The organism is Pantoea sp. RIT413, from assembly GCF_003057675.2.
In the GTDB taxonomy this organism is placed as follows: Bacteria; Pseudomonadota; Gammaproteobacteria; order Enterobacterales; family Enterobacteriaceae; genus Pantoea; species Pantoea eucrina.
Map to the genome: position 1 here is coordinate 148,352 of NZ_QBJB02000003.1, position 14,577 is coordinate 162,928.

General features: G+C 53.2%; 12 protein-coding genes and 7 tRNA genes. 16 read left to right on the plus strand and 3 right to left on the minus strand.

Annotation, left to right across the window (positions count from 1 at the left end; genetic code table 11):
- Positions 1-99: 99 nt before the first annotated feature.
- The 4 genes from ybfF to fur all read left to right on the plus strand — a co-directional run bounded on the left by ybfF (position 100) and on the right by fur (position 2,769).
- Positions 100-864: an esterase gene (gene ybfF, locus DBY66_RS06180; protein ID WP_039383185.1), complete on the plus strand. Its 765-nt coding sequence runs from the start codon at positions 100-102 to the stop codon at positions 862-864.
- A 158-nt stretch (positions 865-1,022) separates the two neighbouring features.
- Positions 1,023-1,298 carry a LexA regulated protein gene (ybfE, locus tag DBY66_RS06185; RefSeq protein ID WP_039383184.1) on the plus strand — a complete coding sequence of 92 codons (276 nt, stop codon included), beginning with the start codon at positions 1,023-1,025 and terminating at the stop codon, positions 1,296-1,298.
- Between the two features lie 137 nt (positions 1,299-1,435).
- Positions 1,436-1,966, plus strand: a complete 531-nt coding sequence (fldA, locus tag DBY66_RS06190) for a flavodoxin FldA (RefSeq protein ID WP_039383182.1) — start codon at positions 1,436-1,438, stop codon at positions 1,964-1,966.
- A gap of 356 nt (positions 1,967-2,322) precedes the next feature.
- Positions 2,323-2,769 carry a ferric iron uptake transcriptional regulator gene (fur, locus tag DBY66_RS06195; RefSeq protein ID WP_039383181.1) on the plus strand — a complete coding sequence of 149 codons (447 nt, stop codon included), beginning with the start codon at positions 2,323-2,325 and terminating at the stop codon, positions 2,767-2,769.
- Between the two features lie 61 nt (positions 2,770-2,830).
- Here the strand turns inward: fur and DBY66_RS06200 are convergent, their stop codons facing one another.
- The 3 genes from DBY66_RS06200 to nagE all read right to left on the minus strand — a co-directional run bounded on the left by DBY66_RS06200 (position 2,831) and on the right by nagE (position 7,306).
- The gene (locus DBY66_RS06200; protein ID WP_039383180.1) at positions 2,831-3,226 is read right to left on the minus strand and encodes a hypothetical protein; all 396 of its coding nucleotides are present in this window, start codon (positions 3,224-3,226) and stop codon (positions 2,831-2,833) included.
- A gap of 235 nt (positions 3,227-3,461) precedes the next feature.
- Complete coding sequence (glnS, locus tag DBY66_RS06205) at positions 3,462-5,132, minus strand: glutamine--tRNA ligase (RefSeq protein WP_039383178.1); 1,671 nt, start codon at positions 5,130-5,132, stop codon at positions 3,462-3,464.
- A 149-nt stretch (positions 5,133-5,281) separates the two neighbouring features.
- On the minus strand, positions 5,282-7,306 hold the full coding sequence (gene nagE, locus DBY66_RS06210; protein WP_039385758.1) for an N-acetylglucosamine-specific PTS transporter subunit IIBC: 2,025 nt from the start codon (positions 7,304-7,306) through the stop codon (positions 5,282-5,284).
- A 340-nt stretch (positions 7,307-7,646) separates the two neighbouring features.
- Between nagE and nagB the strand changes: the two genes are divergently transcribed.
- The 12 genes from nagB to DBY66_RS06270 all read left to right on the plus strand — a co-directional run bounded on the left by nagB (position 7,647) and on the right by DBY66_RS06270 (position 14,518).
- Complete coding sequence (gene nagB, locus DBY66_RS06215; protein WP_071668986.1) at positions 7,647-8,447, plus strand: glucosamine-6-phosphate deaminase; 801 nt, start codon at positions 7,647-7,649, stop codon at positions 8,445-8,447.
- Positions 8,448-8,503: 56 nt separating this feature from the next.
- Positions 8,504-9,652, plus strand: a complete 1,149-nt coding sequence (nagA, locus tag DBY66_RS06220; protein ID WP_039383172.1) for an N-acetylglucosamine-6-phosphate deacetylase — start codon at positions 8,504-8,506, stop codon at positions 9,650-9,652.
- 7 nt (positions 9,653-9,659) lie between these two features.
- Entirely contained in the window at positions 9,660-10,880 is a 1,221-nt protein-coding gene (locus DBY66_RS06225) for an N-acetylglucosamine repressor (protein WP_039383170.1), read from the plus strand.
- A gap of 36 nt (positions 10,881-10,916) precedes the next feature.
- A complete protein-coding gene (locus tag DBY66_RS06230) occupies positions 10,917-11,669 on the plus strand; it encodes an HAD-IIA family hydrolase (protein WP_039383168.1) in 753 nt (250 codons plus the stop codon).
- Positions 11,670-11,967: 298 nt separating this feature from the next.
- Positions 11,968-13,635, plus strand: coding sequence for an asparagine synthase B (gene asnB / locus DBY66_RS06235; protein WP_108569690.1), 1,668 nt, complete (start codon positions 11,968-11,970; stop codon positions 13,633-13,635).
- 217 nt (positions 13,636-13,852) lie between these two features.
- Positions 13,853-13,929, plus strand: a tRNA-Met gene (locus DBY66_RS06240).
- Between the two features lie 8 nt (positions 13,930-13,937).
- Positions 13,938-14,022, plus strand: a tRNA-Leu gene (locus tag DBY66_RS06245).
- 21 nt (positions 14,023-14,043) lie between these two features.
- A tRNA-Gln gene (locus tag DBY66_RS06250) sits at positions 14,044-14,118 on the plus strand.
- Between the two features lie 34 nt (positions 14,119-14,152).
- Positions 14,153-14,227, plus strand: a tRNA-Gln gene (locus DBY66_RS06255).
- Positions 14,228-14,257: 30 nt separating this feature from the next.
- Positions 14,258-14,334: transfer RNA gene (locus tag DBY66_RS06260), tRNA-Met, on the plus strand.
- Between the two features lie 6 nt (positions 14,335-14,340).
- Positions 14,341-14,415 (plus strand) — tRNA-Gln (locus DBY66_RS06265).
- Positions 14,416-14,443: 28 nt separating this feature from the next.
- A tRNA-Gln gene (locus tag DBY66_RS06270) sits at positions 14,444-14,518 on the plus strand.
- The last annotated feature ends 59 nt before the right edge of the window (positions 14,519-14,577 follow it).

A 14,577-nucleotide genomic window follows, 5' to 3' on the forward strand; every position in this document is an offset into this window, starting at 1 on the left:
GGCAAAAGTCAGAATATGCCCTAATACCTGGCGACCGCCACCCGGACAGGTAGAATCATGATACCCTAACCCACGCTCTCAACTGTAAGAACTTTAGCCATGATTTTGAATGCCCGTCTGCAAACTGCACAATCTGATTCTCACAGCGCACCGGTTTTGCTTATCCATGGCCTGTTCGGCAGCCTGGATAACCTTGGCGGGCTGGCGCGTGGCGTAGCCGATGCGCGTACTACGCTGCAGGTGGATGTGCGCAACCACGGTTTATCGGCGCGCAGCAACAGCATGAGCTATGCTGCAATGGCGCAGGATATGGTTGATACACTGGATGCGCAGCAGATCACGCAGGTTGATGTGATTGGCCACTCGATGGGGGGCAAAATCGCTATGGCACTGAGTGCGCTGGCGCCTGAACGCGTTGGCAAGCTGGTGCTGATTGATATCGCTCCCGTTGACTATCAGACGCGCCGGCACGATGAGATCTTTGCGGCGATTCGCGCGGTATCCGCAGCCGGCGTGACGCGCCGCAGTGAAGCCGCAGCGGTGATGCGACAGTTTATCCCTGAAGAGGGGATCATTCAGTTTATCCTGAAGTCCTTTGCTGAAGGAGAATGGCGGTTCAACGTGCCGGTATTATGGGATAACTACGCGACGATATCGGGCTGGGAACCTATTCCCGCCTCGGCTCATCCGGCGCTGTTTATTCGCGGCGGCGACTCTCCTTATCTGGATAATCACTATCGGGCCGCGCTGCTGGCCCAGTTTCCTGAGGCGCGGGCGCAGGTCATTGCCGGTGCCGGGCACTGGGTGCATGCAGAGAAGCCTGATGCCGTGTTACGTGCCGTGCGGCGCTTTTTTACGCTCTGAAAGCAAAAGCTTACTGCGCTATGTTTAAGATTGGCGTCACGTCTGACGCTGGAGTATGATGTCGCGCTAAAATTTTGCCACGGTGGTCAGACACTGTGGCTGGCCGATAATGTGTTTAATCGCGCGGCGCCGTTCGCGCCCACTCAGTTTCGCAAATCATGGCAAAAGAACAGACAGACCGTACCACGCTTGATCTCTTTGCAGACGAGCGACGACCGGGCCGCCCGAAAACCAGCCCGCTGTCGCGTGATGAGCAGCTGCGCATTAATAAGCGCAATCAGCTTAAACGCGATAAGGTTCGTGGGCTACGGCGCGTGGAGCTCAAAATGTCCGGCGAAGCGGTTGACGCGCTCAATACGCTGGCTGAGCAGCAAAATATCAGCCGCAGCGAGCTGATTGAGCAGATGCTGCTGACGCAGCTCAAACTCATATAATTTATGCAGACCGCACACTGGAACACAAACTCTGCGCTTTGCGCGTTCCGCGCTTTTTCAGGGTCTGCTATCATTCGCTTATCTGTATAGTCTGTTGACTTACTCTCACATTCAGGATTTAAGAGGCTACCTAACCCATGGCAATCGTAGGCATTTTCTTCGGCAGCGATACCGGCAACACTGAAAACATTGCAAAGATGATCCAGAAACAACTGGGTAAAGATGTCGCCGAAGTGCATGACATTGCTAAGAGCACGAAAGAAGATCTGGAAGCGTTTGATATTCTGCTGCTGGGTATTCCTACCTGGTATTATGGTGAGGCGCAGTGCGACTGGGATGACTTTTTCCCGACGCTGGAAGAGATTGACTTTAATGGCAAGCTGGTTGCGCTGTTTGGCTGTGGCGACCAGGAAGATTATGCCGAGTACTTCTGCGATGCGCTGGGTACGATTCGCGACATTATTGAGCCAAATGGCGCAATCATCGTGGGCCACTGGCCTGTTGAAGGTTACCACTTTGAAGCCTCTAAAGGTCTGGCCGATGAGAAGCATTTCCTCGGGCTCGCCATCGATGAAGATCGTCAGCCAGAGCTGACGAATGCGCGCGTCGAAGGCTGGGTGAAGCAGATTTTTGATGAGCTGCAGCTTAAAGAAATTATTGAGGCATAATGTGTTGCCGTTACCCGATGCAGGCACGGTTAACATCGGGTAACGGAATTGCCTATAAAAATAATAGCTACGCTTTTTTAACTTTTCCCTGCAATTCTGTAGAATACCCGCAACGGTTAACGGCTTATTCCTCTGTCAGCAGGCTGAGGCTGAGTGAACTGAGAACCCAGCACTGTATAATCCCGCCGGCGACAGCAAGAGCGTTACTTCCGCCTCTGGTGATTTCTTTAGCATTTGCCTGGTTTCTATTCGCCTGCCCCGGTTCTATAATGAGACGCAAATGAGAATGCGCGTTAACCACACATTCAAGGCTGTTAAGCCGCAAATGACTAGCAAAGTAACAGGACAATATCCGCATGACTGACAACAATTCCGCATTGAAAAAGGCTGGCCTGAAAGTCACGCTGCCCAGATTAAAGATTCTGGAAGTGCTTCAGGAACCCCAGTGCCATCACGTCAGTGCGGAAGATTTGTACAAACGCCTGATCGATATGGGCGAAGAGATTGGTCTGGCCACGGTATATCGCGTTCTGAACCAGTTTGACGACGCGGGCATTGTAACCCGTCATAACTTCGAAGGCGGCAAGTCCGTTTTTGAATTAACGCAGCAGCAGCATCACGATCATCTTATCTGCCTGGACTGCGGTAAAGTGATTGAGTTCAGCGATGAGTCGATCGAAACGCGCCAGCGCGAAATCGCGACCCGCCACGGCATTAAGCTTACTAACCATAGCCTCTATCTGTATGGTCACTGCGAAGTGGGTGACTGCCGGGAAGATGAAACGCTGCATAACGATAAATAACGTCAGCTACGCTGCAAAATAAAAAAACCGGTGCAGGCACCGGTTTTTTTGTTGCTGCAGTTCAGGCGACCAGTGTCTCCTGCAGATAGCGCCAGCGCGGATTTTCCGTTGTGCAGTCCAGCACCGCCAGCGAAATACGGCTGTGGCTCTCGCCGTTCAGTATCTGCAGTTCGCGATACTGAATGGTGACCTCTTTTTGCTGCTCAGAAATGATTGCATGTTCGCTGGTCGCGATGCGCATTCCTTCACGCTGTCCGCACAGGCGGCGAAAAAGATCTTCAACGTCATTCAGATTCAGCTGTCTGCCCTGTGGCGTAACCATCCGGAAATCAGGATGGAAATGCGACAGCAGCAGCCCCATGGTATCGTTGCTGACATCCGCATGATTAAAAATACGTTCAATGAGCTGATGTAAAACCACAACGCTATGTTTGGCTTCCTGAGCGAGGCTTGTCATTATTTTTCCCTTTTTGCTAGCCACAGACCAAGTCCGGAGTGCGCATAGCCTACCTGAAAAAAAGGATTTAACACGGTCAAATGCGTTAATTTTTTTAAAGTCAGACAAGTCGTAAACCCGCATACCAGCTCGGTTTTATTTAACGCAGAATAAATGGTTGCCGGGGAGCAAAAGAGGATAATAAAAAAGGGCGAATGCTCGCCCTTATATAATTTTATGATGCCGGAAGCGGTTATTATTCGCTGCCAATCTTCGCCCAGGTATCACGCAGGCCTACCGTGCGGTTAAATACCAGCGCTGATGGCTGCGAGTAGACGCTGTCCGCGCAGAAGTAGCCCTCACGCTCGAACTGGTATGGCGAGGTTGCTGCCGCTTCGCGCAGTCCTGGCTCCACAAAGCCCTGCTTGATCTGCAGCGAGTCCGGATTCAGGGTCGCGAGGAAATCCTCTGCCGCGCCCGGGTTAGGCACGCTGAACAGACGATCATAGAGGCGGAACTCAGCGGGCAGCGCATGAATTGCGGAGACCCAGTGGATCACCCCTTTTACTTTGCGGCCATCAGCCGGGTCTTTGCTCAGCGTATCCACATCGCAGGTTGCATAGATGCAGGTGATGTTGCCCGCCTCATCTTTTGCCACGCGCTCAGCGCGAATCACATAAGCGTTACGCAGGCGCACTTCTTTACCCAGTACCAGACGCTTATACTGCTTGTTAGCTTCTTCACGGAAATCTGCGCGATCGATCCACACTTCGCGGCTGAAAGGCACGTCGCGCGTTCCCATCTCCGGCCGGTTAGGATGGTTTGGCATGGTGATGATCTCATCATGCCCGGCAGGCAGGTTTTCAATCACGACTTTAAGCGGGTCGAGCACGGCCATAGCACGCGGCGCATTTTCGTTGAGGTCGTCACGAATGCATGACTCCAGCGAAGCCATCTCAACGATATTGTCCTGTTTGGTGATACCGATGCGGCGGCAGAACTCACGAATTGATGCTGCGCTGTAACCACGACGGCGCAGGCCTGAAACGGTCAGCATGCGCGGATCGTCCCAGCCTTCAACCCGCTTCTCGCTCACCAGCTGCGTCAGCTTGCGCTTCGACATCACCGCATATTCCAGATTCAGGCGCGAAAATTCATACTGCCGCGGATGCACCGGAATCGTGATGTTATCCAGCACCCAGTCATACAGGCGACGGTTATCCTGAAACTCCAGCGTACAGAGCGAATGCGTGATCCCTTCCAGCGCATCGGAGATGCAGTGCGTGAAATCGTACATCGGATAGATGCACCACTTGTTACCGGTCTGATGGTGCTCGGCAAACTTAATGCGGTAGAGCACCGGATCGCGCATCACAATAAAGCTGGAAGCCATATCGATTTTGGCACGCAGGCACGCCTTACCCTCTTCAAAGCCACCATCGCGCATTTTCCGGAACAGCGCCAGGTTCTCTTCGACGCTGCGATCGCGATACGGGCTGTTTTTGCCCGGCGCCGTCAGCGTGCCGCGATACTCGCGGATCTGCTCGGGTGACAGTTCGTCAACGTACGCCAGTCCTTTGTTGATCAGCTCGACAGCATAATTAAACAGCTGATCAAAATAGTCGGATGAGTAACGAATGTTGCCGCTCCACTCAAAGCCCAGCCATTGCACATCATTTTTGATCGACTCGACGAACTCCATATCCTCTTTAACCGGATTGGTATCATCGAAACGCAGATTGCATTCCCCCTGATAATCCTGTGCGATTCCAAAGTTCAGGCAGATCGATTTTGCATGGCCAATATGCAGATAACCATTGGGCTCTGGCGGGAAACGGGTATGCACACTACTGTGCTTACCGCTCGCCAAATCTTCGTCGATGATCTGACGAATAAAGTTCGTTGGGCGGGCTTCAGCCTCACTCATCTCAAAATCCTCAAACAATAACGGGTGATTTTACCTCGAAGTAACGGAGTATGATCCACAAAGCGCTGAAGGGAAACAACCGTTTGTTGGCGCTTTTAAAACAAAAAAGGCAGGAATCGCTTCCTGCCTTATCGGTTAGACGCCCGGGGTTAGTTTTTCACCTCATAGAGCGGCGTTTCGCCGGCAACGACCGTGCCGGTTGCCAGCAGCGTAAGACCTGCGAAGTCGTCGCTGTTGCTGACCACCACCGGACTGATCATCGAGCGCGCGTGAGCGTTCAGATAGTCCAGATCCATCTCCAGGATCGGCTCGCCAGCGGTAACGGTCGCGCCCTCTTCCACCAGCCGGGTAAAACCGCGCCCTGCCAGCGCAACGGTGTCCAGCCCCATATGCACCACTATCTCAACGCCGCTCTCTGTTTCCAGACAGAAGGCGTGATTGGTATTGAAGATTTTCACTATGGTACCGGCAATCGGTGCCACCACGCGGCTATCCGACGGCTGAATGGCCAGGCCATCACCTACCGCTTTGCTGGCGAACGCTTCATCCGGCACCTTATCCAGCGCCACTACATGACCTGATACCGGTGCCAGCAGCGTGGCAATCGCCTTATGTGTAGCCGCGGGCGCAGGCGCTGCTGCTGCCACAACCGGTTTAGCCACAGGCGCAGCGCTGGCGGCCGCCACCGGGCCTTTGGTCAATACGGACTTCATCGCAGTAGCGATACTCTCCGCCTGCGTACCCACAATAATCTGCACGCTCTGCTTATTAAGACGAATAACGCCTGAAGCGCCGATACGTTTTGCCACACCTTCGCTGACCTGTGCGGAATCTTTCACGTTCAGGCGCAGGCGCGTGATACAGGCATCAATATGCGTCAGGTTTTCAGAGCCGCCGACGGCAGCAATATAGCGACGCGCCAGCGATTCAGTCGCCGTTTCACCGCTACTTTCAGGCGTGACATTCACATCATAACCATCGGTTTCATCATCCGCTGCCAGCTCGCGGCCCGGCGTCAGCAGATTAAATTTGCGGATAGTGAAACGGAAGACGACGTAATAGATCACGAAGAAGACCAGGCCCTGCGGGATCAGCATCCACCAGTGCACCGCCAGCGGGTTACGCGACGAGAGCACCATATCTACCAGGCCGGCGCTGAAGCCAAAGCCGGCAATCCACTGCATGCTGGCCGCAATAAACACGGAAATACCGGTGAGTACCGCGTGGATCACATAGAGCACCGGGGCCACGAACATAAAGGAGAATTCCAGCGGCTCAGTGATACCGGTAAAGAATGCGGCAAAAGCGGCTGCCAGCATAATGCCGCCCACTTTTGCCCGATTCTCAGGACGCGAGCAGTGATAGATAGCCAGTGCCGCACCCGGCAGGCCAAACATCATGATCGGGAAGAAGCCTGCCTGGTAGCGACCCGTAATACCCGGAATGCCGCTGCCGTTAGCAATAGACTGCGCGCCGCCGAGGAATTTTGGAATGTCGTTAATACCCGCAACATCAAACCAGAACACGGAATTGAGCGCGTGGTGCAGGCCAACCGGGATCAGCAGTCGGTTAAAGAAGGCGTATACCCCCGCCCCGACAGAACCCAGTTTCTGGATATGTTCCCCAAAGCTTACCAGACCACCGAAGATCACCGGCCAGACGTACATCAGGATAAACGCCACGACAATCATCAGGAAGGAGACCAGAATCGGTACCAGGCGACGCCCGCTGAAGAAAGAGAGCGCTTTAGGCAGTTCGACATGGCTGAAGCGGTTATACATCTCCGCCGAAAGGATACCCACCATGATACCGACAAATTGGTTTTCAATTTTGCCAAACGCCGCAGGCACCTGCTCAAGCGGCATTTTCTGGATCATAGCGACTGCAGCAGGCGAACAGAGCGTGGTCACCACAAGAAAGCCAACAAAGCCGGTCAGGGCCGCTGCGCCATCTTTATCCTTAGACATACCGTACGCGACACCAATCGCAAACAGTACCGACATATGGTCGATAATCGCGGAGCCTGACTTTATCAGCAGTGCCGCCAGTGCGTTACCTGCCCCCCAGCTGTCGGGATCGATCCAGTAGCCTACCCCCATCAGGATAGCGGCCGCCGGCAGCGTGGCCACCGGCACCATCAGCGCACGGCCGACTTTTTGTAAATAGCCTAATATACTCACCTTGTTCTCCCCCTATGAGACTGGCGTATCCCCTGGTACGGGTTGGTTTTATTATCCCGGCACCTGGCGTGTTGATAAGACGATTCTCTGCGAGATGCAGTGTAAAGATAAATTAATTCGCCTCGCAAATTAAAACCGCTCCAGTTGTGACTTTTATCACCTTAATAGCCAATATAAGTCGCTTAATACTGGTCACTGCCACAAACTTATTTTATGATAAAAAATATCAACCGCTCTTTTTCGCTGTAGCCTGCTGATAAACGCGTTAACCTCATTCACACTTGATCACGGCTGCTACAGCATATTCTTTTTATCTGTTTAACCGAGGTGCACTATGAGACTGATTCCGCTGGCTACACCTGCTCAGGTTGGCAAATGGGCAGCCCGCCATATCGTCAACCGGATTAACGCCTTTAACCCAGGCCCTGAGCGTCCCTTTGTTCTGGGATTGCCTACGGGCGGCACGCCGCTGGAAGCTTACAAGCATCTGATTGAGATGCATAAAGCGGGCCAGGTCAGCTTTAAGCATGTTGTCACATTCAATATGGATGAGTATGTCGGTCTGCCGAAAGCGCACCCGGAAAGCTATCACAGCTTTATGTATCGCAACTTTTTCGATCACGTTGATATTCCGTCAGAAAACATCAATCTTCTGAATGGCAATGCGGAAGATATTGACGCAGAATGTCGCCAGTATGAAGAGAAGATTCGTGCGTTTGGTAAAATCCACCTGTTTATGGGTGGTGTAGGCAATGATGGCCATATTGCGTTTAATGAACCCGCCTCCTCGCTCTCATCGCGTACACGTATAAAAACGCTGACGCATGATACGCGTGTCGCTAATTCACGCTTTTTCGATGGCGATGTCAGCCAGGTCCCTAAATATGCGCTGACCGTTGGCGTGGGTACGCTGCTTGATGCCGAAGAGGTAATGATCCTGGTGACAGGCCACGTCAAAGCGCTGGCGCTTCAGGCCGCGGTAGAAGGCAACGTAAACCATATGTGGACCATCAGCTGTCTGCAGCTGCATCCAAAAGCGGTTGTGGTATGTGATGAGCCAGCGACAATGGAACTGAAAATTAAAACGGTAAAATATTTCCGCGAGCTTGAAGCGGAAAATATGCAGGGCGTTTGAGAGCACGATGTAGAAGCCTGCTGTCGTTGACAGCTGGCGCAGCCGGGAGAGAGATAATGTACGCATTAGTAAACGGTCGGATTTTTACCGGCTATGACATTCTGGACGATCACGCGGTAGTTATCGCGGACGGTATTATTGATCGGGTTTGCCCGCGCGCCATGCTGGATGCAGCGCTACCGCAACAGGATATGGCCGGCGCGTTTATCGCTCCCGGCTTTATCGACCTGCAGCTCAACGGCTGCGGCGGTGTGCAATTCAACGATTCGCCTGAAGCGCTGAGCGTGGAAACGCTGGAGATAATGCAGCGTGCTAATGAAAAGTCAGGCTGTACCAGCTTTCTTCCAACGCTGATTACCAGCAGTGATGAACTGATGAAGCAGGCGGTGGAAACCATGCGCGCCTGGCTGACAACGCGCCAGAATCAGGCGCTGGGTTTGCACCTTGAAGGTCCGTGGCTCAACCGGGAGAAAAAAGGAACGCACAATCCGGCTCTGATACGCCAGCCCGATCCCGCACTGGTCGACTACCTTTGTGCCAACGCGGATGTCATTACTAAAGTCACGCTGGCGCCTGAACAGGCAGGCAGCGAGGTTATTCGTCAGCTCAGCGCAGCCGGTATCATCGTTTCTGCCGGTCACTCTAATGCGACCTATGCCGAGGCAAAAGCCGGCTTCAGCGCCGGCATTACCTTTGCGACCCATCTTTATAATGCGATGAGTCCTTTTAGCGGCCGTGAACCTGGACTGGTCGGTGCGCTGTTTGATTCGCCTGATGTATACTGCGGCATCATTGCAGATGGCTTACATGTCAATTACGCTAACGTGCGCATGGCAAAACGTCTCAAAGGCGAACGGCTGATTCTGGTTACTGACGCGACTGCGCCGGCAGGTGCTGCGATTGATAAATTCATTTTTGCAGGTAAAACAATATACTATCGCAATGGTCTGTGCGTGGATGAGCATGGAACCCTGAGCGGTTCAGCACTGACAATGATTGAAGCAGTGCAGAACAGCGTAGAGTATTGCGGCATTGCCCTGGATGAGGCGTTACGTATGGCAACGCTTTATCCGGCAAGAGCCATGGGCGTGGAGAAACAGCTGGGCACGGTAGCAGCAGGAAAAGCCGCCAACCTCACTGTTTTTACCCGCGATTATCAAATCATCAAGACGTTCGTCAATGGAGAGAGCGTCCTCAGCGAGTAAGCATTGAATGACCACTGGCGGCCAGACTCAAATAGGAAATGTCGATCTTGTCAAACAACTCAATAGCGCAGCCGTTTATCGGTTGATCGATCAACAGGGGCCGATTTCGCGCATTCAGATTGCCGATCTCAGCCAGCTTGCGCCCGCCAGTGTCACTAAAATTACCCGTCAGCTGATTGAACGCGGTTTGATCAAAGAGGTCGAGCAGCAGGCCTCTACCGGCGGTCGCCGCGCCATCTCCATTATCACGGAAACCCGTCATTTCCATACCATCGGCGTCCGTCTCGGACGCAACGACGCCACGCTTACCCTGTTTGATCTAAGCGGCAAATCGCTGGCGCAGGAAGATTATCCGCTACCGGAGCGCACGCAGGAGACGCTGGAGAACGCGCTGTTTAACGCTATCAGCGCGTTTATCAACGTGCATCAGCGGAAAATTCATGAGCTGATCGCTATTGCCGTGATCCTGCCCGGGCTGGTCGATCCGGTTAAAGGGATTATCCGCTATATGCCGCACATTGCCGTCAGCCACTGGCCGCTGGTTGCCAGCCTGCAGCAGCGGTTCAGCGTGACCAGCTTTGTAGGGCATGATATCCGCAGTCTGGCGCTGGCTGAGCACTACTTCGGTGCAAGCCGCGACTGCGCTGACTCGATTCTGGTGCGGCTGCATCGAGGAACCGGTGCCGGCATTATTGCTAACGGACAGATTTTTCTCGGCAGTAACGGTAACGTGGGTGAAATTGGCCATATCCAGGTCGATCCGTTAGGCGAACGCTGCCACTGCGGCAACTTCGGCTGTCTGGAAACCATCGCCGCAAATGGCGCGATTGAAAACCGCGTACGCCATCTGCTGAATCAGGGATATCCAAGTACGCTGTCGCTGGATAACTGCCTGATGCCGCAAATCTGTCACGCTGCTAATCAGGGCGACGCGCTGGCGTGTGAAGTGATTGAGTATGTGGGGCGTTATCTCGGCAAAGCGATTGCCATTGCAATCAACCTTTTTAACCCGCAAAAGGTGGTGCTGGCGGGCGAAATCACCGACGCCGACAAAGTGTTGTTTCCCGCCATCGAGAGCTGTATCAATACGCAGGTGCTGCGTGAGTTTCGTAAAAACCTGCCGGTGGTGCGCTCACAGCTGGATCATCGCTCCGCGATTGGGGCGTTTGCGCTGGCAAAACGCGCTATGCTGAATGGCATTCTGCTGCAGCATCTGCTGGAAGATTAATTGTAACCTGCCTGAGCAGGCCTGACGGGATCTTGTATGACCATTAAAAGCGTAATCTGTGATATCGATGGCGTGTTGATGCATGACAACACGGCCGTGAAAGGGGCTAATGAATTTCTGCAGCGTATCCTGGAAAAAGGCATGCCGCTGGTCGTGCTGACTAACTATCCGTCGCAGACTGCTCAGGATCTGGCCAACCGTTTCTCCAACGCCGGCGTCGACATTCCTGACTCGGTGTTTTATACCTCAGCCATGGCCACCGCTGATTTCCTGCGGCGTCAGGAGGGGAAAAAAGCGTATGTGATCGGAGAAGGTGCGCTGGTTCATGAACTCTACAACGCCGGCTTTACCATTACTGACGTCAATCCTGATTTTGTTATCGTCGGTGAAACCCGCTCGTTTAACTGGGATATGATGCATAAAGCCGCGTTTTTTGTGGCTAACGGCGCGCGCTTTATTGCGACCAATCCGGATACCCACGCGCGTGGATTTATTCCCGCCTGCGGCGCCCTCTGTGCCGGTATCGAAACCATTTCGGGCCGTAAGCCTTTTTATGTTGGCAAGCCCAGCCCCTACATTATGCGGGCGGCGCTGAACAAAATGCATGCGCACTCTGAAGAGACAGTGATCGTGGGTGATAACCTGCGCACCGATATTCTGGCGGGCTTCCAGGCGGGACTGGAAACTATTCTGGTGCTCTCTGGTGTTTCCACCCTGAGCGATATCGACGCAATGCCATTCCGCCCCGACTGGATTTTCCCTTCCGTCGCCGATATCGATCTGTTCTGACCGGCGCCGTGCACCTGCTGACGCCCTGCCCACCTGCCGGTGTGCGGGGCGTTACTGTTTTTGGCGCCTGATGATAAAAAGAGCTAAATCGGCAAATTATTAGATATCATCTAAAAAAATAGCCTTTATTTTGGTGTATGTTCAATTTATTCACCTGTGCAACACTCTATTTATCATAAAAACGTTATTTTGCTTGCGCAACCACCATCAATTAGCGCATTTTCTTATACATCACGCAGCGCAGGCTGCCGGACAAATGCAAAATAACATCGCCACAGGGTGAGATCAGGAGTCAGTTATGTGTTCGATTTTTGGTGTGCTGGATCTGAAAAGCGATCCTGTTGAACTGCGCAAGAAAGCGCTGGAGTCTTCCCGTCTGATGCGTCACCGCGGCCCGGACTGGTCCGGGGTGTTTGCAGATGATAAGGCTATCCTGGTGCATGAGCGCCTCTCAATCGTTGACGTTAACAACGGCGCGCAGCCGCTGTATAACGCTGACCACACCCACGTACTGGCCGTGAACGGCGAAATTTATAACCATCAGGCGCTGCGCGCTGAGCTGAGCGATCGTTATGCGTTTCAGACCGGCTCCGACTGCGAAGTGATTCTGGCGCTCTATCAGGAAAAAGGCGTCGATTTCCTTGATGACCTGCAGGGTATGTTCGCTTTCATCCTGTGGGACAGCGTTAAACAGCAGTACCTGATTGGTCGCGATCATATCGGTATCATTCCGCTCTATATGGGCAATGATGAGCACGGTAACCTTTACGTGGCGTCTGAAATGAAAGCGCTGGTTCCGGTCTGCCGCTCTATTAAAGAATTCCCGCCGGGAAGCTTCCTCTCCAGCACTGATGGTGAGATCCGTCGTTACTGGCAGCGCGACTGGATGGATTTTGCAGCGGTTGCGCAGAACACCACCGATGCTGCAGGCCTGAAACATGCGCTGGAAGAGTCAGTAAAAAGCCATCTGATGTCTGATGTCCCTTACGGCGTGCTGCTCTCAGGCGGACTGGACTCTTCAATCATTTCGGCCGTTACCAAGCGTTTTGCGGCTAAACGGGTGGAAGATGCTGATAAGAGCGACGCCTGGTGGCCACAGCTGCACTCGTTTGCTGTGGGCCTGGAGGGTTCACCCGATCTGAAAGCTGCGCAGGCGGTCGCCGATCATCTCGGTACCGTACACCACGAAATTCATTTCACGGTACAGGAAGGCCTGGACGCGATCCGTGACGTGATTTACCACATTGAAACGTATGATGTCACCACGATTCGCGCCTCAACGCCGATGTATCTGATGTCACGCAAAATCAAGGCGATGGGTATCAAGATGGTGCTTTCTGGTGAGGGCGCAGATGAAGTATTTGGCGGCTATCTCTACTTCCATAAAGCACCAAACGCCCGTGAGTTCCATGAGGAGAACGTGCGTAAGCTGCTGGCGCTACATATGTTTGACTGCGCGCGTGCGAACAAAGCGATGTCAGCCTGGGGCGTAGAGGCACGCGTGCCGTTCCTGGATAAAAAATTCCTGGATGTGGCAATGCGCATCAACCCGGAAGATAAACTGTGCGGCAGCAACGGGAAGATGGAAAAGCACATTCTGCGTGAATGCTTCTCATCGTATCTGCCGGAGAGCGTGGCGTGGCGTCAAAAAGAGCAATTTTCTGATGGGGTCGGTTACAGCTGGATCGATACGCTGAAAGAAGTGGCGGCGAAGCAGGTCAGCAATCAGCAGCTGGCAACCGCACATTTCCGCTTCCCGCACAACACGCCTGGCTCAAAAGAAGCGTATCTCTATCGCGAAATCTTTGAGGAGCTGTTCCCGCTGCCGAGCGCAGCAGAGTGCGTGCCTGGCGGACCTTCTGTGGCCTGCTCTTCTGCTAAAGCGATTGAGTGGGATGAGGCGTTCAAATCCATGGACGATCCTTCCGGCCGTGCCGTTGGCGTACATCAGTCCGCGTACAAATAAGCGCATCGCCGGATAGTGTAAGGGACCCGCTGCGGTCCCTTTTTAGTTGCAACTGACGCGGATGTGATCGAAAATTGCTGAATAAAGCGCCAGCCTGGTTACAAGCCAGACAAACAGGCGCCGCAAGGTAAAAAACGGCAAAAAAACTGTTGACGCTACAAAGCTCAATACGCATAATGCGCCCCGCAACGCCGTTGAAGGTAACGCGAAAAAAGATGGCTACGTAGCTCAGTCGGTTAGAGCACATCACTCATAATGATGGGGTCACAGGTTCGATTCCCGTCGTAGCCACCATCTTTTTTGCGGGAGTGGCGAAATTGGTAGACGCACCAGATTTAGGTTCTGGCGCCGCAAGGTGTGCGAGTTCAAGTCTCGCCTCCCGCACCATTTCAGTCTTCGGCAGCCGGATGGGGTATCGCCAAGCGGTAAGGCACCGGTTTTTGATACCGGCATTCCCTGGTTCGAATCCAGGTACCCCAGCCAATCCGATATGTTTTCGTGGATACGCGTTAACAGATGGGATATCGCCAAGCGGTAAGGCACCGGTTTTTGATACCGGCATTCCCTGGTTCGAATCCAGGTATCCCAGCCAGCATCGGGAAAAGCAGTAAAGCAGTATTATGGCTACGTAGCTCAGTCGGTTAGAGCACATCACTCATAATGATGGGGTCACAGGTTCGATTCCCGTCGTAGCCACCAGATAATTGGGGTGTCGCCAAGCGGTAAGGCACTGGTTTCTGATACCAGCATTCCGGGGTTCGAATCCCTGCACCCCAGCCATACAAAGACAATTTGATCAAACACCTATTGGGGTGTCGCCAAGCGGTAAGGCACTGGTTTCTGATACCAGCATTCCGGGGTTCGAATCCCTGCACCCCAGCCAAATTGCACAACAGGCCCGCTTTTGCGGGCTTTGTTGTTTCTGACGTTCTGAAACGGCAG